A 17,173-nucleotide genomic window follows, 5' to 3' on the forward strand; every position below is an offset into this window, starting at 1 on the left:
TATACTGAGCTATAACTCATTCAAGTATAAACCTGGATTGTTCTAATTATTTTATCCAATTTGATACGAATTGAATGAAACAACAAACCTATCTCAATGAGTAGCATCATAGCGAAGCTCTCGTTTTTATGAAAAAGCATAGTAGAAAAAATCACGACTCGATTTACTTATTGAAAAGAAAAAGATTAAACTAGGAACGACCAAACGGCTTAGTCCTCTTTCGTAATTGACCATTGCATCACCAAAAAGGTAAGCTTTCTTTCTGTATGTTTATTTACAGTTGTCATGTGTATATATGATGAGCTTTGAAGACTAGCCATCTTAGTCTCTCATTCAACATTAGACTTAATGAAGTAAAAAACTGCTAAACTAAAAAAAGCTCTCTTCAAATGGAAGAGAGCTTTAGTGCTGAATTATACGTTAGCTTCAACTTTTGCTTTTGCAATGGCCTGATCCAGGTCAGCAATTAAATCATCAATATGTTCAATTCCAACAGATAAACGAATGAGGTCATCTCGCACACCGGAAGCTGTTAGCTCTTCCGCACTTAGCTGCTGGTGGGTCGTGCTAGCAGGATGAATAATTAAACTTTTCGCGTCTCCCACGTTCGCTACATGAGACCAAAGTTCAACTGAATTAATGATTCCTGCTCCGGTTTCGCGTCCTCCCTTTATTCCGAATACGACGACAGCTCCAGCGCCTTTAGGTAGATACTTTGGCACCAATTGATTCGATACGTGATCCTCATCTTCAGGATAGCTCACCCACTCAACTGCCGGATGATCTTTTAAGTAAGAAACGATTTTTCGAGTATTTGCAATGTGCTCTTTCATACGAACATGGAGTGTTTCTACACCTAGGGCAATTTGAAAAGCGTTAAATGGACTAAGCGCAGCACCTGTATCTCTTAGGAGCTGGACCCTTGCTTTCACGATATACGCGGCTTCGGGTAGCGCTTCTGCGAATACTATGCCATGGTACGTGTGATCGGGTTCGGTGAAGCCCGGGAACTTAGGTGAATTCCAATCAAATTTACCACCATCGACAATAATCCCTCCCATTGTGGACCCGTTTCCGCCAAGCCATTTTGTGGCGGAATGAACGACGATATCTGCTCCATGCTCAATTGGTCTACAAAGATACGGAGTAGCAAATGTATTGTCTATAATAAGTGGGATTCCAGCTTCATGTGCAATATCTGCTACTTTTTCAATATCTAATACATGTAGACCCGGGTTGCCTATCGTTTCTGCAAAAATAGCTTTCGTATTTGGAGTAATGGCTGATTTAAATGATTCCAGATCTTCTGGATCAACAAAATTGGTCTTTATTCCGTATTTCGGAAGTGTAGCAGAAAAGAGGTTATACGTTCCACCGTATAAAGTCGAAGCAGATACAATTTCGTCTCCGCTATTGGCTACATTTAGAATGGCAGTTGTAATGGCAGCCATACCACTTGCAAGAGCTAGTGCTCCAACACCACCTTCTAGTTGAGCAATACGTTCTTCAAGTGTACCGACTGTAGGGTTGCCGATGCGCGAATAGATAAACCCTTCTTCCTTTAAGGCAAATAAATCGGCTGCGTGATCAGTATTATTAAATCGATAAGCATTCGATTGATAAATCGGTAGAGCCCTTGCGCCTGTAGCTGGATCAGCTTGTAAACCTCCATGAATTCCAATTGTCTCCAAATTATATTTTTTCTCTGCCATTTCACTTCACTCCTTCGATATTTTTAGTTAATGTTACTTGTTCCTTTATAAGCGGTCCCCATTTATCAAACTCAACGAGAAATCCATCATGACCAAATTTCGTGTTGATTAAATAAAACGGAGAAGAATGAGCTTGAGCAAACAATTTTTCTAAATCTTCTGGAGGATAGATTAAATCCCCTTTAAATCCAATAGCAAGAATGCTCGCTTTAATGTTCTTGATGATGGATATAAGATTACCTCGCCCTTTACTAATATCATGTGTGTCCATTGCCCTTAATAAATACAAATAGCTATTTGCATCAAATCGGCTTACAAGCTTATTTCCTTGATAGTGTAAATAAGATTCCACTTCGTACTGTGCTTCTTTATGATTTTCTTCTGAAGTTTCGATCGCCGCTCGACCGAATTTTTTTTGAAACATTTCATCTGTCCGATAAGAAATCATACCGATCATTCTTGCAGTTGCAAGCCCCGATGTTGGCTGGTGATGAGGATCGTAGTATCCATCCTTCCAATCAGGATCGTTTGTAATAGCAAATCTAGAAATCGCGTTATAAGCTATTCCATACGTATTTAAGCTTGGAGTTACTGCAAGTGGAATCAGATGCTCCATTCCATCTGGGTAAAGGGCACCCCATTCAAGAACCTGCATTCCTCCAAGTGATCCACCAATCACAGCATGAAGGTGATCGATACCTAACACTTCAAGTGCCTTTTTCTGTGAGTGCACCATATCTCTCACTGAAACAAATGGGAAGTCCGCTTTATACTGTTCTCTGGTGACTGGATTAATCGATAGCGGTCCTGTAGAACCGTTACATCCTCCAAGAACGTTAAACGTTATAACTTGAAATTCGGAAGTATCGATATAGCCATCCTTTCCTATTAATCCTTTCCACCAGCCGGGCTCCGAATCACCAATTGTATATTGATTTCCTGTTAATGCATGACAGACAAGAATAACGGGAGCGTCTTCTGGTCCAACGCGTTCATAAGCGAGTTCTACTTCATGTAGCGTCTCGCCCGACTCAAGTGTGAACGATCCAATCAATACGTTCTGAGCTTCGTATCTCGTCTCACTTTCCAAACCCCTATCACCCCTTTCGAGCAATCCGTCTTTATTCATTAAGGCTATAATAATGAGCCATAAATCTAGAACCAATGCTATAAGAAAACGTCGCTTCAATATAAAAAAACCTCTCCGAAAGACAGAGAGGCTTGATTTATTCATCAGCTCCGCTTATCTTTCAGGATTTCTCCTGCAGGATTTGGCACCTTTTCAAACCACAATTGGTTTGACGGTTGCCGGGCTTCATAGGGCCAGTCCCTCCGCCTCTCTAGATAAGTAAGAATATTTTGTTTTTGTTTAATTGAGTTTATTTTAGCAAGGTGGCGCATTAGTGTCAAACACTTTTTCGGAATTATCATTCTTTTCATTTTTTTAAAGAATGTCTAAGTTAATCCAAATTATCGTGAAACAGAGCCTACAGTGTATTAAGTTTGATTAGAATCGAATTTTTGATAAAGTAGCCTTAGAATAATTTTGAAGAGGTGATTGATAGTGCAAGCGCCGTCCTTTGCGTTAGAAGAAGTACAAAGCGGAGAAATCATCAGCTTAACGGACTTCAGGGGGAAACCAGTTATGATTACATTCTGGGCTTCCTGGTGCCCCGATTGTATGAAAGATTTACCGATGAAAGAACAGTTCTACCAGCATGCAGATACTGATACATTAGCATTCTTAACAATTAACGTGACAGGTCGTGAACGGTCAGAAGAAGCCGGTAAAGATTTCACGATCAAAAACAATCTTCCTTTCCTCGTTTTACAAGACAGTGGACGAGAAACTTACGACAAATTTGGTTGTACAGGTGTCCCAACAACTGTATTGCTTAATCAAGATCATCAAATCGCACATGTGTTTGATGACAAATCATCATTTCTTGATATCGCAAAGGCATTGCCCGACATCATGACATCAAAATAAACACACCATAAAAAAAGCCAGAGGGATCCCTCTGGCTTAAAATAATGAAAATAAAATAAATAATAGCATGTTGCGTTATTTGTCTTTTTTATCTTTCTTGTCTTTCTTGTCTTTCTTGTCTTTATCCTGCTTTTCGTCTTTCTTTTTGTCCTTTTTATCCTCTTTTTCTTGAGCTTTTTCTATTTTTTTATCCGATTTTTCCTGAGATTTCTCTATTTTCTCGTTTACTTTTTCAGCTTTCTTTTTTTCTTTGTCTTGTTCTTTAGCTATTATAGAATTAGATTTGTCTTCGTTTTTCTCTATTTTATCTTTTTGCACTTTGTTGTTATCTTTAGAGTCTTCAGTTTGATCTGACGGGCTGGTTTCTTGTTCTGAAGGCGTGTCCTTTTGTTCTTTCTCCACCTTTTCAACCTTATCAGAAGAGCTTTGCTCAGGCTCCTGAAGAACTAAATCACTATCTTCTCGATTCTGATTAGGTACCGTCTTATCGTTCAACTGGACGACAGAATCTTCTAGCTCCAAAGAGCGATCTTTCGACTTTGATTCCACTGCGGTCATGCTTTCGGTCTCTAATTCATCCATGTTTTTGACAGACAAATTCCGTACATCCTCTATTGATAACGTAGCTCCCCGATCAACAGCAGCAAGATAAGTCATATATTTTCCTGGTGTTATCCCATTTTCTATAGCTTTTGCTCGAGTACTATAGTCAGTATCAAGTATGGTTGTAATAGCAACTGCTTGATTGACTAATGCTTCATTCTGTTCTATTCCTTGAATCGTATTCTCAAGCTGATCCTTAATCGCCTGATAACGCTCTTTCTTCTCTACATTTGAGGCGACAATAAGCAGTTTTCTATCTTCTGTTAGATACCCCTCTTTGTCGAGTTTCGAGACTAGGAGCCCTCCAAATTCGCTTAGAGGCATGTTCGTTACCTCTTGATCTAAGTTTAACCCTTCACCGTCCGAATTCCACGCTTGATATTGAACAACTTCAAGGTCGGAGTTGACTCCAACCTCAATACTTGGATTGATATCAAAGCTTACATAGGCCGCAACTGCGTCATTTTGTCTAACAGGAATCACACCTGTCACGATTACAACTAATAACAAAATTGCTGCCATACCGGCCAGGGTGGGCATAGAGGGGGTAAAATAACCTTTTTTCTTGTTTAATGGTTTTGGTGTAAGTTTAATTTCAGAGCCGATTGTTAACGTATGATTTCGCTTCAAATTGATCGTAGTAAACTCCCCATCGGGTGTTAATACAACCGCTTTACGTCCACGAATGTCCATTATGACCCCATTTTTCATCCCCTGGCCCCCTTAATTCAACTACTGTATATATGATTTCAGCGCATTAAATCCACCCAGATGAATTAACGCCACTGCTATTATATACTTTCGATTACGTTCAATCGTTTTTCGACTGCATGTAACGAGCGCTAGCAAATCTTTTATAGGGAGCTGCTTTTTTTCTAGCAAATAACTTGAAAGAATGTCATCTTGAGCAATCAATTGCGCAATCATCTTTGCATTTTCTCTTGCATCAATATGTTTAGGACAGTTTTTGCTCAGAACTTTAAACGTAATGCTAAATTTCTTCAACAATTGTTCGTATTCCTCAATTTCATACATTCTTACTTCACGCTGTCTGTCCATTTCGTATACATCAAGTGCAGCTTTCTGTTCTGCAAAACTATCTTCTAGTCGGCCTTCCTCATCAAGTTCCTCAGGCTCAAGATAAATATACTTATTTTGTCTTGCTTCTTTACGGATATGGTCGATGACTCTTCTTCTAATCACCATATCAGCAAAGGTTAAAAATCTACTTCCTTGTCCTTTTCGAAACTGATCCATCGCTTCGTTAAAAGCTGAAAGTCCGATACTGAACTCATCCATCGAATGATTGATATAACGATTACAAACTTTGGACGTGATTTTCTTAATAAACGGTTGGTAATCTTCTAATAGCTGGTTTCTTAATAACTGGTTTCCGTTTTGTATACTATCAATTTTATCTTCTAATGTAATATTATCTTTTTTATTTTCTTTATGATTTGCGAAATTTCCCATTGTGCTGATTGAAATGGTTGTCATGTTATACACCTCTCATCTTGCAGTCAATTTCTAATTGATTGCTTCTCGGGTTGGATTCTTAGATGTTTTTAGTTTGAGAATTCTAAATTAGTAATTAAAATAAAAATGCGTCACCATTCGTATCAAACATCGGAAAGGTGACTCTATTCAGTTATACCATTCAATCAGCATGAACGAAAATACAATTTTATGACAATGTTACTGTTTCTTTACTTCCTGTTATATTAATTTATCATTATTAATCTTGCTTAATTTTCAGCGAATTGCGTATTCATTCAAGCCCGTCTTGAAGCGATTTTCTAAAACCAGAAAATAACGATAAATTGGTCAAATTTCATCAAACGAATTTGTGTTCACTAAGAAATGCATCCACAGTTACGACTGATTCGAAGGCAAAAAGGGTGTTATTTCCGCCCTTCTCCCTAATAACTGTTAATGCAGGTACACTTTGTATTTTAAGTGTTTCCGCTACCCAAGGAAAATAATTTAAATTACATGAGTAGATATGTGATTCAACCCCTTTAGAGCTCGAAACAATTTGTAACATTCGCTCTGCAATTTTACACGTCTGACAAAAAGGCGTGTAAAAGAAAAAAACAGTGCCTTCCTTTTGTAAAAGTTCACTAACCATGGATTCATCGGTTATGTCTTGCATGTTAATACCCCATTCTATGTAAGAGCGAAAAGGAAGCTTCGTTAAGCTTCCTTTTCGCTCATTTCTTGATTATTGGACGGTCACTACTTTAAATTTCGCCGCCCTTAAAATCCTATTTAAATAATTTATAGGTGTTTCTGCTACTTCACGATGAAGCATTGTAATGTAGAGATGTTCGGCATGTGGAATTTCTTGTGTAAGCTGCCGTCTTAATTTCTCACCGGCATCATCAGCATCTACAAGAACATATACATCCTTCTCCTCAAGCTCTTCACTAAGTTCTTCTAACCTGTCAAAACTAATCGTTCCATAAGTGCAGATAATCTCCACTTGCTCATCTAACACTCTCATTAACTGTTCTTTATCTGTCTTTCCTTCTACAATAATTACTTTATCAGTCATGGCACAACGCTCCATTTCAAGCTGTCGTATCAATTCATTTACTATAGCATATGGTAGTTGAAGCATTTCGTTTCAAGGCATATGATTTAATTTATTCATTTTGAAGTGTTAGATACAACAGCTACTCATTGAGCCAGATGAATGACAGCTTTGTTAATCATTGTCTTGATCAGGATCGTCCTCTTCTAAATATGTTTCAGATGTTGAATTACCGTGTTCATTCTGAAGATCATCTACTGTGCGAAGGCGATCATCGACTCTATTGCCTGACGTTTCAAATGTAGCCTCATCATCCGGTCTATTGCTGTCTTTGGCCTCTTCCAATTGATCTTGTGCTTCTTTGGTACGTATTGCATAAGGAATGGCTTCAAGCCGTTCTTTATCAATTTCTTCACCAGTATCCACACATATTCCGTAATTACCTTCTCGAATACGATCAAGTGCTGTATTAATTAAGCTTAGTCGTTCTCTAGCTGCATCTTCTAGTGTAATATCTTTCTCGCGTTGATCCAATTCAGAAGCCATATCAGCAAAATGATTGTCGTACGATGTTAATTCTCCTGTTTCCTCAGATAGTGCGGCATTTTCATCTCGGTGACTTGCACCACCATCTAAAAGATCTTTCTTTTGATCTAATAATTGTTTTTTAAAATGCTGTAATTCTTGTTTCGACAAAGCCATAGTAATTCCCTCCATAGGTCATTTTCTTTTCCAGTACCTATTTTCCCTTTACCCTACTCACACTAAACCACACAATTATGTTTTATCATGCTCAACTGGTGGAAATAAATCAATAAGATTAAAGATTGGAGTGGTCATAATGGCAAAGTTAAAACTTGGACAGGAAGTACCATCCTTTTCGTTAATTAATACAGAAGGTGAACTGTTTCAATTTGAACAGCACCAAAAGGAAGACAAGCGTTGGCATATGCTCGTATTTTTCAGAGGAGAATGGTGCCCTGTATGTAATGAGCAATTAGAAGAGCTTCAAGAGCATCTAGGTGCTTTTAGAAAGTTAGACGTCCATCCAATTGCAATTGCAAAAGAGAGCTTAGAATCTCTTAGAAAAATGAAAGAAAAGCATAACCTCGAGTTCCCAGTACTAAGTGACAAAGAGAATGCGGCAATTGACTCCTTTGGCGTTATGATGCATCGAGAAGACGACCCTTATGAAGATCACGGTGAGCATGGAGAGCCTGCCATCTTTCTTATCGATGAGAACGGCAAATTAATGGCGCAATATTTACAGTCAAGCCCATTTGGAAGACCGTCAGCTGATGGTCTAATCACAACGATTAAATATATTCGCAAAAACAAAGCATAAAAAAGACCGGCCATTTGGCCGGTTTTTTTGCAGTAATAAAGTCGTTGGCGTTAGAAGAGAAGTGCTTGTCGGGCCTTAACGAGCGTATTCGCTTTTCTTGTCCAGCTACTACGCTCAGTCCCTCGATCACTTCTCCTTATGATTTGAACACAAAGAGCGTGTTCGAATCATAAGGTTCCAGTGCTTGTCGGGCCTTAACGAGCGTATTCGCTTTTCTTATTAACACCAGCCGAGGTCGCAGTCTTCTACATACCTTCCATTTTGCTCGATTACTTGTTCGTAATGATAAATTTTGTTTTGCTCCATCTCAAATCCTTCAAGAAACTCATATTGATTTCCTTGATCTGAGAATAAGATACGGCCAATTCTTTCCTTGTCCATAAACAAGTTCATCGCTTGTTGATCAAATTTACCATATACCTTTCGAGTAACGTCGATTCTTTGCATTGGGCGAGGTGTCTCAATCATTGGTATCATCCCCTCTTTATTGTGTCATTCCGTAAAGCCATCATGTATTCATTCTATGACTGAAATTAGGAAACACATTCATTAATAAGAGTTTACGATGATGAGTGGACTTTTACGCTCATAATTCGACTAGCAATGGAGAGCTATAAAATGAATGACTGATTTATTCGTCTTCGCTTACCATTTTTTCGTATGCTTCAGCTGTCATTAGTTCTTCTACTTGAGAAGGCTCAGAAGGTTCTACAACGACCATCCATGCTTTTTCGTATGGTGAATCATTAACGAATTCAGGGCTGTCTTCTAAATCCTCATTGACAGAAAGAACTTTGCCTGAGATTGGTGCGTATAGCTCAGAAACAGTTTTTACAGATTCCACGCTACCGAACGGCTCGTCAGATTCAATCGTGTCGCCTTCTTCTGGAAGCTCAACAAAAACGATATCTCCAAGTTCTGATTGTGCGAAGTCTGTAATACCGATGCGGATGTTTCCGTCTTCTTGTACTTGCACCCATTCGTGTTCTTCTGAGTAGCGAAAATCTTTTGGTAAGTTCATTAGTAATTCCTCCCTGAAATAATTCCTCTTAATAAAGGTTAGTAGTCAATATTATTTACAATAACTATCGTATAATAGTTATTATTAATTAAGCAACTATTTTATCGTTTCCATGTTTCCTCAAATACATCCTCTTTAAACCCAACAGTAACTTTTTCTCCGTCAGTTACGATTGGACGTTTGATTAACATCCCATCAGAAGCAAGGATTTCAAGCAATTCGTCTTGAGTCGATGTAGCGACCTTATCTTTTAATCCAAGCTCTCGATATTTCTGCCCACTCGTATTAAAGAATTTCTTAATTGGTAAGCCGCTATAATTAAGCAGGACAGCTAACTCATCTTTTGAGGGCGGATTTTCGACGATGTGTACTTCATTTACTTCAATATCGTTTTGCTCGAACCATTTCTTCGCTTTACGGCATGTACCACATTTGGGATATGCATAGAATGTAATGGGCAAATCTGTTCCTCCTTAAAGACACTCAAGTGATTATAACGTTAGTTTACCACATGAGAGGAGTTGGACAAATACAGATGCACCTAAAAGTAAATTTCGTCATCTATTAACAAAATCCTTTCATTATTCCACTCACTATTTTTCCTAATTAAGAGAAAAAAATCCCCCCATTTCTGGAGGGACAATAGAGAACATGGTTTGGAAATTAGTTACGATCCTACCGGTTATGACCAATTCAAATTGTTATTTTACATTAGTATAGCGATGATAGCTTATTAAACCGTAAAACGCTGTTGTTCAAGAATGCTTGCAGCGATTTCACGTTTCTTCGCAATAACATTAATTGGCGTGTAACGTGATAGTTTACGAAGAGCAGATATCATCATGCGAAGTGAATCGCCTGTTTCGACGGCAACCAAAGTCTCTTTAGCATGAGCTTCAATACGGTTGAAAGCTTCCTGACAGAAAACTTGTGTTAGAAGAAGTTTATTTTGTTGCTTTTCTGCACCAGTTTTATTAATCGCTTTCTCTGTGCGAAGTACGGCTGATTCCATAGAGTAAATTTCGCTTACGATATCTGCCATGTTTGATAAAACTTCTTGTTCTTTATCAAGAGCCTTGCCATATTTTTGAACAGCTGTACCTGCAGTCATAAGCATAATCTTCTTTGCCATCTTAACGAGATGCTTTTCCTGTTCAAGAGGTGCATCACCAATTTCTTGTGGCGTTAACATCATGAGCTCTTCTTGAAGTGCAGTAGCCTTTTCAAGGAATGGAAGCTCGCCTTTCATTGTTTTACGGACAAGCGTGCCTGGAACTAGAAGGCGGTTGATTTCATTCGTTCCTTCAAAAATACGATTGATACGAGAATCACGGTACATTTTCTCAACTTCATATTCAGACATAAAGCCGTATCCACCGTGAATTTGTACTGCCTCATCTACAACATAATCTAGCGCCTCTGAAGCAAACACTTTATTTAGTGAACACTCAATTGCATACTCCGCAATTGCTTCTGCGACTTTCGCTCCGTCTTTTTGTTCTTCATCCGAAAGCTTTCCTAACTTCTGCTCAAAAAGACCTCCTGTGCGGTAAGTAGAACTTTCTGTCGCGTATGTTGCTACTGCCATATTCGCCAGTTTCTCTTGTATGAGAGAGAACTTTGCAATTGGCGTGTTAAACTGCTTACGCTCTAAAGCATACTTAGCGGAAAGTTCGATCGAACGCTTCATTCCACCAATAGTACCTACTGCTAGCTTATAGCGACCAACGTTCAAGATGTTAAACGCAATGATGTGCCCTTTACCTGCTTCTCCTAGTAAATTTTCTTTTGGCACGGCTACATCTTCAAGAATCAATGTTCTTGTAGAAGAGCCTTTGATGCCCATTTTCTTTTCTTCGGGACCAGTTGAAAGACCTTTGGAATCCCGCTCAACAATGAAAGCAGAGAAATGTTCGCCATCAATTTTTGCATAGACAATGAATACATCTGCGAAAGCGGAGTTCGTGATCCACTGCTTTTCACCGCTTAGAAGATAGTGTGTTCCTTCAGCATTGAGCTTAGCTGTGGTTTTAGCCCCAAGAGCATCAGAACCTGAACCAGGCTCAGTCAAAGCATAAGCAGCAATTGTAGCTCCTGACGCAAGACCTGGAAGATACTTTTTCTTCTGCTCTTCGTTTCCGAAAAAGACGATAGGTAGAGAACCGATTCCAACATGGGCGCCATAACTTAGGGAAAACGAACGAGCACGAGCGAATTTCTCAGTAATAACAGATGAACTGATTTTATCAAGGCCAAGACCGCCGTATTCTTCTGGGACGTCCGCTCCAAGAAGTCCGAGATCACCAGCTTTTTCGAGAAGCTTCCGTGAAATTTCAAATTCATGATTCTCAATTTTATCAAGCGCTGGAACGACTTCCTTTACTACAAAGTCTTCCGTTGTTTTCCCCATCATGACATGCTCATCTGAAAAATCCTCCGGTGTGAAAATATCTTCTGCCTTTTGATCTTCAATCAAGAAGCTTGCACCTTTAACCGTTTTGTTCATTGTATTAGACATGCTTGTTTTCCTCCCTTGTTTTCGTTGCTCTTAAAGAATTTCAAACACTCCAGCAGCGCCCATTCCTCCGCCAATACACATCGTCACAACGCCAAATTGTTCTCCGCGGCGTTTCATCTCATGAATTAAGCTTAAGGTTAACTTCGTCCCTGTACATCCAAGTGGATGACCAAGTGCAATCGCTCCACCATTTACATTCACTTTGTCTTCATCAAGTCCAAGCTTTCTAATGACGCGAAGAGATTGTGATGCAAAAGCTTCATTTAATTCGAATAACCCAATATCAGATAGCTCAAGTCCAGCGAGTCGAAGAGCTTTAGGAATCGCTTCAACCGGTCCGACTCCCATTATTTCGGGTGCTACACCAGCAACAGCAAATGATCTGAACTTAGCCATAGGCGCTAAGCCTTCACTTTCAGCTTTTTCTCGATCCATGACGAGAACACTTGCTGCTCCGTCACTTGTTTGTGATGAATTTCCGGCGGTCACAGAGCCTCTAACATTAAATACTGGACGTAACTTACCGAGAACATCAAGTGACGTATCTGCCCGAACACCTTCATCCTGTGAGAAAAGAACTTTCTTTTCCTGTAATTTGTTTTTCTCATCAATCCATCTTTTCGTTACTTCGATCGGAACAATTTCATCCTGAAACTTCCCATCTTTGATTGCCTGAGCTGCACGCTGATGACTCCTTAGTGCAAAAGCATCCTGATCTGCTCTGCTAATCTCAAAGCGACGTGCGACTTCTTCCGCTGTGTGTCCCATTCCCATAATATATTCAGGTTTTTCTTCTACAAGAGCAGGATTGGGCTTTATTACATGACCGCCCATCGGCACAAGACTCATCGATTCCACTCCACCAGCCAATATGGCACCGGATTGGCCAAGCATTATGCGTTCTGAAGCATAAGCGATACTCTGTAAACCTGAAGAACAATATCGGTTGATTGTAATGGCTGGAACCGTCTCAGCAAGACCTGCTCTAGCTCCAATCATTCTAGCTACATTCAGCCCTTGTTCAGCTTCAGGAATAGCGCATCCCATAATCACATCATCTATTTCACCATCATAACCGCCGGCACGCTTTAACGTTTCCTTAACGGTAAGTGCTCCAAGATCATCTGGACGCATATTGGCAAGCGTTCCACGGTTTGCTTTTCCAACAGGTGTTCTAGCACCGGATACAATAACTGCTTCTTTCATCAAACTTCCCTCCTCCATACTAGTTGCGCAGCGGTTTTCCTTTAAGTAACATATGCTGCATTCTTGCTTGCGTTTTTGGCTCTCCTAGCAGGCTGAGGAACGCTTCACGCTCAAGATCCAGAAGATACTGCTCATCGACTAATGTTCCTTCTTTTACTTTTCCGCCCGCAATGACGTGAGCAAGTTTGGTCGCAATCGTTAAATCGTGATCGGACAGGTAACCGCTCCATTTCATCGTTTTCGCTCCCATTAGCATTGCAGCATAACCTGCTTCTCCAGCAACTGGGATCTTTTTAGCAACAGGTGGCTGATAGCCTTGTTCAGCAAGGAAAAGTACTTTTTCCTTTGCATCATGAAGAACGTGATCCGCGTTAGCACTAATACCATCCTGAGGTCGAATGAATCCTCGTTCCATTGCTTCATGAGCTGATGTTGAAACTTTCGCCATCGCAATCGTTTCAAAAACGTTGGCTGCAATATCAGTTAAGTTAACATTAACTCCTGGAGGCGTTTGCTCTAGCTGACGCATATAAAGTTCTTTATTTCCGCCTCCACCTGGAATCAAGCCAACACCTACTTCTACGAGGCCCATATATGTTTCTGAAGAAGCTTGAATGGAAGCTGCTGGCATACACACTTCTGCCCCACCGCCAAGCGTCATCTGAAACGGCGCTGCTACGACTGGTTTTTGAGAGTAGCGAATACGTGCCATGGACTGTTGGAACTTCCTTGCAACCATTTCGATTTCAAAGAAATTATCATCTTGAGCTTCCATTAACATATACGCGACGTTGGCACCAACACAGAAATTTTTGCCCTGGTTTCCAATCACAAGTCCTTCGAAGTTTTTCTCCGTTTCATCAACGGCTTCATTAATCATCTGGAGAATATCCATTCCAATTGCATTGTTTGGGGAATGGAATTCAAGGCCTGCAACCCCATCTCCAAGATCAAGAAGCGTTGCTCCAGTATTTTTCTTAATCACGCGATTTTGCGCTTTTAATCCTTTAAGGTGGATAATTTTCTTGCTTTCCTCCACTACTCTTTGCTCACCATTATGGTAGAAAGATTGAGTGGCACCTTCCTGCTTATAGAAAGACGTTTGCCCTGAGGCAAGCATTTGATCAACCCATTCAGGAATCGTTTCACCTTCTTCCTTCATTCGAGCCACTGATTTCTCAACTCCAAGAGCATCCCACGTTTCAAAAGGACCCATTTCCCATCCAAAGCCCCATTTCATGGCACGATCGACGGCGTCGATATCATCAGCAATTTCATAGGTTTTCTCAGCAGAGTAAAGCAAAACAGGCTTCATGATGTTCCAAATTAATTCACCTGCGCGGTCATTCGCGTAAGCAAGCGCTTTCAGTTTATCCGCTTTTGACTTCGCTTGTTTACTTGCCTCAACAGAAGCTGTTTTTAATTTCTGTCGTGGTTCATATTCAAGCGTAGATGGATTTAACTCTAGAATTTCGCTTCCTTTTGCCCCTTTTTGTTTTATGAAAAAGCCCTGACCTGCCTTTGCTCCAATCCAGCCTTTTTCTTTCATCTGTTGCATAAATTCAGGAATCCGGAATACTTCTTTCTCATCACCTTCAACCTGTTCAAAAACGTTGTTCGCTACGTGAATAAACGTATCAAGTCCAACTACATCAAGTGTTCGAAACGTTGCACTTTTTGGACGGCCGATTGCTGGGCCAGTTACAGAATCTACTTCTCCAACTGAAAAGCCGCGATTCATCATTTCTCTAACTGTGACAAGCAGGCCATAAGTTCCAATTCGATTGGCAATGAAGTTTGGCGTGTCTTTCGTTTCTACGACACCTTTGCCGAGAGTATCTTCACCAAATGTTTTCATATAGGAAAGGACGTCTCGATCCGTGTCTTTCGTTGGAATCACTTCAAGAAGCTTTAAATATCTTGGTGGGTTAAAAAAGTGCGTACCAAGGAAGTGCTTCCTAAAATCTTCTGATCTACCTTCAGCCATTGCTTCTACGGAAATACCGGAAGTATTCGAACTAACAATGGTTCCAGGTCGTCTATATTCATCTACTTTTTCATATACTTTTTTCTTGATCTCCAGGTTTTCGACAACAACTTCAATGATCCAGTCAACTTCTTGCAAGCGCTCCATATCGTCTTCCATATTTCCCGCTTCAATTAATTGAATGTGATCTTTCTTAGAAAGCGGTGCCGGTTTTTGTTTCTTAAGTTTCTCAATCGCTTCTGCCGCAAGTCTATTTCTGACAGAACGGTCAGCGAGTGTAAGTCCTTTGACTTTTTCCTTTTCATTCGGTTCCTTTGGTGCAATATCCAATAGCAAACTTGGAATTCCTACATTCGCCAGGTGGGCGGCAATGCCTGATCCCATTACTCCTGCTCCTAATACAGCTACTTTATGAATGCTACGTGTCATAGCGAACCTCCTCTGTTGAATGAATGCTCATTCATTTTTAATTCAAAAAAAAGAGCGAGATCATTTCCTCTGTCTATACTATAAAATATATTCTGAAATTTAGCAATATATCACACGGATTTTTTTGACAAAATTTTATAAATTTAAACAAAGCTTATTTTAAAGCGGACATTCGTCCGCTTTTCACTATTTCATCATTCCTTTAAGGACGAAAGCTACGTTTGCAGGCCTCTCAGCAAGTCTTCTCATAAAATATCCATACCAGTCTTTTCCATAGGGTACGTAGACACGCATTTTGAAACCTTCTTTAAGGAGCTCATCTTGTTTATCTACACAAATACCATATAGCATTTGAAATTCAAATTGAGAACGGGGGATATTGTATTCCTCTACGAGCTTCTTTGTGTATTCAATGATGCGATCATCATGGGTCGCAATGGCTGTGTAATTTCCATTCAATAAGTGCATTTTAATGATTTTTTTGAAATTCTCGTCGACATCCTTTTTATCCGGAAATGCGACTTTTGGTGACTCTTTATAAGCACCTTTAACAAGTCTAAGATTTGGAGATAGATCGTTCAGCTTTTCTACATCTTCAGCTACGCGGTATAAGTAGGCTTGAAGAACTGTACCAATGTTCGTATACTCCCTCTTTAGGTTAGTAAAAATCTCTATTGTTTTTCCGCACCTCTCGAAATCTTCCATATCAATCGTAACAAAGACATTGTGCTGATCAGCAGCTTCAAGAATTCGGCGCATATTTTTCATCGTCATATCGTAATCAATGTCTAACCCCATTGATGTGAGTTTAAGAGAAAGCTGAGAATCAAGATTTTCTGCTGCAATTCGCTCAATTGCTTCAATACAGTGGTTTGTCATTTCATCAGCCTCAGCGGCGTTATCTACAAATTCACCAAGATGATCGATTGTAACAGAAAGTCCCTTTTCATTTAGTTTCTTAATAGCATTTACAGAGCTATTAAGAGACGCACCGGCTACAAACCGGCTAGCTCCAAAGCGCATACCATACCGTTTCGCTACTTTTGTAGCTACTTTATTCTTCCCCATGTATAAAAAGAAATTACGCATTACTTGTTCCATCATAACCCCTCCATGTAAACGCATACAAAACGTCTAAAAAAATATATAGTGGAGAAAATCGGCATATAGTATCAAATACCGCCATATTTCGCCTTTAATGCTATTCTACCATGATATGCTGTCGTTTAGTCTATTTTTGATAGATTTTCTCCGTAATAAATTTTTTTAAATATTTACTTGAATTAGTATTCTATACCCCGCTCTTCACGAAAAAAACTGGAACTTAAAATAGTATATTTAAATGTTACAAAATCGGATACTTCTCTTCTCATCTATTTTCATAACCTTTTTTCTTAACAATCACCTCATTTCTCAAGGGATGAGCTTCTGAAATGAAACAAAATCCTATATTAGCTTAAATGGTTGATTCTCGAATAAGCTAAAATCAAAAACGTTCGTTAATGTAGCCAAAAAAAAAGAAACCAGGGAAGTCCTGGTTTCACTTATCTGATTCTTTCTGGTTATCCTGTTGGGCTTTACGATGCTCTTCGTTCATAGTTTTGATTTCGGTCACTAGCTCTTTCATGGCATCCTTCGCATCAGGATACGTTTGATTCCAATGTTTCGCAAGAGGAGGCATCGTTTTTGAAAGATGCGTGTACATCGCCCATAGCTTCACTTTTTCCTTCAGCTCAGGGCTCGTATCTCCAAGGAGAAGCTCGGTGTATTTATCCATCAATCCATCGACTTGTTCCTGAAGTGTTTCAAGACTCATTTCATTCACTCCA

General features: G+C 39.6%; 17 protein-coding genes and 1 riboswitch. Of the genes, 2 read left to right on the forward strand and 15 right to left on the reverse strand.

Translation table 11 applies throughout. The features are described from left to right. Positions 1–413 precede the first annotated feature (413 nt). Complete coding sequence (locus AC0VYV_RS17815; protein ID WP_430246973.1) at positions 414–1,712, reverse strand: O-acetylhomoserine aminocarboxypropyltransferase/cysteine synthase family protein; 1,299 nt, start codon at positions 1,710–1,712, stop codon at positions 414–416. Between the two features lies 1 nt (position 1,713). Then, positions 1,714–2,802 (reverse strand): homoserine O-acetyltransferase MetX, encoded by a 1,089-nt coding sequence (metX, locus tag AC0VYV_RS17820; protein ID WP_430246972.1) that lies wholly within the window; start codon positions 2,800–2,802, stop codon positions 1,714–1,716. A gap of 150 nt (positions 2,803–2,952) precedes the next feature. Continuing rightward, positions 2,953–3,063: riboswitch (SAM riboswitch) on the reverse strand. Between the two features lie 213 nt (positions 3,064–3,276). Here metX and AC0VYV_RS17825 point away from each other — a divergent pair. Continuing rightward, a complete protein-coding gene (locus AC0VYV_RS17825; RefSeq protein ID WP_430246971.1) occupies positions 3,277–3,702 on the forward strand; it encodes a TlpA disulfide reductase family protein in 426 nt (141 codons plus the stop codon). 75 nt (positions 3,703–3,777) lie between these two features. Here AC0VYV_RS17825 and AC0VYV_RS17830 read toward each other — a convergent pair whose 3' ends face one another. From AC0VYV_RS17830 to AC0VYV_RS17850, 5 genes are all read right to left on the reverse strand, one after another. Then, positions 3,778–5,016 carry an anti-sigma factor domain-containing protein gene (locus AC0VYV_RS17830; RefSeq protein ID WP_475374051.1) on the reverse strand — a complete coding sequence of 413 codons (1,239 nt, stop codon included), beginning with the start codon at positions 5,014–5,016 and terminating at the stop codon, positions 3,778–3,780. A gap of 21 nt (positions 5,017–5,037) precedes the next feature. Next, positions 5,038–5,802: an RNA polymerase sigma-I factor gene (gene sigI / locus AC0VYV_RS17835; protein ID WP_430241070.1), complete on the reverse strand. Its 765-nt coding sequence runs from the start codon at positions 5,800–5,802 to the stop codon at positions 5,038–5,040. Between the two features lie 337 nt (positions 5,803–6,139). Next, positions 6,140–6,457: a thioredoxin family protein gene (locus AC0VYV_RS17840; RefSeq protein ID WP_475365740.1), complete on the reverse strand. Its 318-nt coding sequence runs from the start codon at positions 6,455–6,457 to the stop codon at positions 6,140–6,142. Positions 6,458–6,526: 69 nt separating this feature from the next. Beyond that, positions 6,527–6,859 carry a toprim domain-containing protein gene (locus AC0VYV_RS17845; protein ID WP_475374052.1) on the reverse strand — a complete coding sequence of 111 codons (333 nt, stop codon included), beginning with the start codon at positions 6,857–6,859 and terminating at the stop codon, positions 6,527–6,529. A 153-nt stretch (positions 6,860–7,012) separates the two neighbouring features. After that, positions 7,013–7,540: a TraR/DksA C4-type zinc finger protein gene (locus AC0VYV_RS17850; protein ID WP_194218965.1), complete on the reverse strand. Its 528-nt coding sequence runs from the start codon at positions 7,538–7,540 to the stop codon at positions 7,013–7,015. 139 nt (positions 7,541–7,679) lie between these two features. Here AC0VYV_RS17850 and AC0VYV_RS17855 point away from each other — a divergent pair, with 139 nt between their 5' ends. After that, a complete protein-coding gene (locus AC0VYV_RS17855; protein WP_475374053.1) occupies positions 7,680–8,183 on the forward strand; it encodes a peroxiredoxin family protein in 504 nt (167 codons plus the stop codon). Between the two features lie 219 nt (positions 8,184–8,402). Here the strand turns inward: AC0VYV_RS17855 and AC0VYV_RS17860 are convergent, their stop codons facing one another. The 8 genes from AC0VYV_RS17860 to AC0VYV_RS17895 form a co-directional block, all read right to left on the reverse strand. Next, positions 8,403–8,651 (reverse strand): YusG family protein, encoded by a 249-nt coding sequence (locus AC0VYV_RS17860; protein WP_194218963.1) that lies wholly within the window; start codon positions 8,649–8,651, stop codon positions 8,403–8,405. Positions 8,652–8,814: 163 nt separating this feature from the next. Further along, complete coding sequence (gene gcvH, locus AC0VYV_RS17865) at positions 8,815–9,204, reverse strand: glycine cleavage system protein GcvH (protein ID WP_194218962.1); 390 nt, start codon at positions 9,202–9,204, stop codon at positions 8,815–8,817. A gap of 101 nt (positions 9,205–9,305) precedes the next feature. After that, positions 9,306–9,665 carry an arsenate reductase family protein gene (locus AC0VYV_RS17870; protein ID WP_475365742.1) on the reverse strand — a complete coding sequence of 120 codons (360 nt, stop codon included), beginning with the start codon at positions 9,663–9,665 and terminating at the stop codon, positions 9,306–9,308. A gap of 272 nt (positions 9,666–9,937) precedes the next feature. Continuing rightward, entirely contained in the window at positions 9,938–11,722 is a 1,785-nt protein-coding gene (locus tag AC0VYV_RS17875) for an acyl-CoA dehydrogenase family protein (protein ID WP_194218960.1), read from the reverse strand. Positions 11,723–11,752: 30 nt separating this feature from the next. After that, entirely contained in the window at positions 11,753–12,928 is a 1,176-nt protein-coding gene (locus tag AC0VYV_RS17880) for an acetyl-CoA C-acetyltransferase (protein ID WP_475365743.1), read from the reverse strand. Positions 12,929–12,947: 19 nt separating this feature from the next. Next, entirely contained in the window at positions 12,948–15,344 is a 2,397-nt protein-coding gene (locus tag AC0VYV_RS17885) for a 3-hydroxyacyl-CoA dehydrogenase/enoyl-CoA hydratase family protein (protein WP_475367905.1), read from the reverse strand. A gap of 186 nt (positions 15,345–15,530) precedes the next feature. Then, complete coding sequence (locus AC0VYV_RS17890) at positions 15,531–16,445, reverse strand: proline dehydrogenase family protein (protein WP_194218957.1); 915 nt, start codon at positions 16,443–16,445, stop codon at positions 15,531–15,533. A 439-nt stretch (positions 16,446–16,884) separates the two neighbouring features. Continuing rightward, the gene (locus AC0VYV_RS17895; RefSeq protein ID WP_194218956.1) at positions 16,885–17,160 is read right to left on the reverse strand and encodes a YusU family protein; all 276 of its coding nucleotides are present in this window, start codon (positions 17,158–17,160) and stop codon (positions 16,885–16,887) included. Positions 17,161–17,173: the final 13 nt, after the last annotated feature.

The organism is Anaerobacillus sp. QJM3NY_17 (assembly GCF_056173665.1).

Bases quoted from the DNA above. Each gene is read 5' to 3' on its own strand.
- AC0VYV_RS17815 (WP_430246973.1), bottom strand. From the start codon at position 1,712: ATGGCAGAGAAAAAATATAATTTGGAGACAATTGGAATTCATGGAGGT.
- AC0VYV_RS17830 (WP_475374051.1), bottom strand. From the start codon at position 5,016: ATGAAAAATGGGGTCATAATGGACATTCGTGGACGTAAAGCGGTTGTA.
- sigI (WP_430241070.1), bottom strand. From the start codon at position 5,802: ATGACAACCATTTCAATCAGCACAATGGGAAATTTCGCAAATCATAAA.
- AC0VYV_RS17840 (WP_475365740.1), bottom strand. From the start codon at position 6,457: ATGCAAGACATAACCGATGAATCCATGGTTAGTGAACTTTTACAAAAG.
- AC0VYV_RS17845 (WP_475374052.1), bottom strand. From the start codon at position 6,859: ATGACTGATAAAGTAATTATTGTAGAAGGAAAGACAGATAAAGAACAG.
- AC0VYV_RS17850 (WP_194218965.1), bottom strand. From the start codon at position 7,540: ATGGCTTTGTCGAAACAAGAATTACAGCATTTTAAAAAACAATTATTA.
- AC0VYV_RS17855 (WP_475374053.1), top strand. From the start codon at position 7,680: ATGGCAAAGTTAAAACTTGGACAGGAAGTACCATCCTTTTCGTTAATT.
- AC0VYV_RS17860 (WP_194218963.1), bottom strand. From the start codon at position 8,651: ATGATTGAGACACCTCGCCCAATGCAAAGAATCGACGTTACTCGAAAG.
- gcvH (WP_194218962.1), bottom strand. From the start codon at position 9,204: ATGAACTTACCAAAAGATTTTCGCTACTCAGAAGAACACGAATGGGTG.
- AC0VYV_RS17875 (WP_194218960.1), bottom strand. From the start codon at position 11,722: ATGTCTAATACAATGAACAAAACGGTTAAAGGTGCAAGCTTCTTGATT.
- AC0VYV_RS17880 (WP_475365743.1), bottom strand. From the start codon at position 12,928: ATGAAAGAAGCAGTTATTGTATCCGGTGCTAGAACACCTGTTGGAAAA.
- AC0VYV_RS17885 (WP_475367905.1), bottom strand. From the start codon at position 15,344: ATGACACGTAGCATTCATAAAGTAGCTGTATTAGGAGCAGGAGTAATG.
- AC0VYV_RS17890 (WP_194218957.1), bottom strand. From the start codon at position 16,445: ATGGAACAAGTAATGCGTAATTTCTTTTTATACATGGGGAAGAATAAA.
- AC0VYV_RS17895 (WP_194218956.1), bottom strand. From the start codon at position 17,160: ATGAGTCTTGAAACACTTCAGGAACAAGTCGATGGATTGATGGATAAA.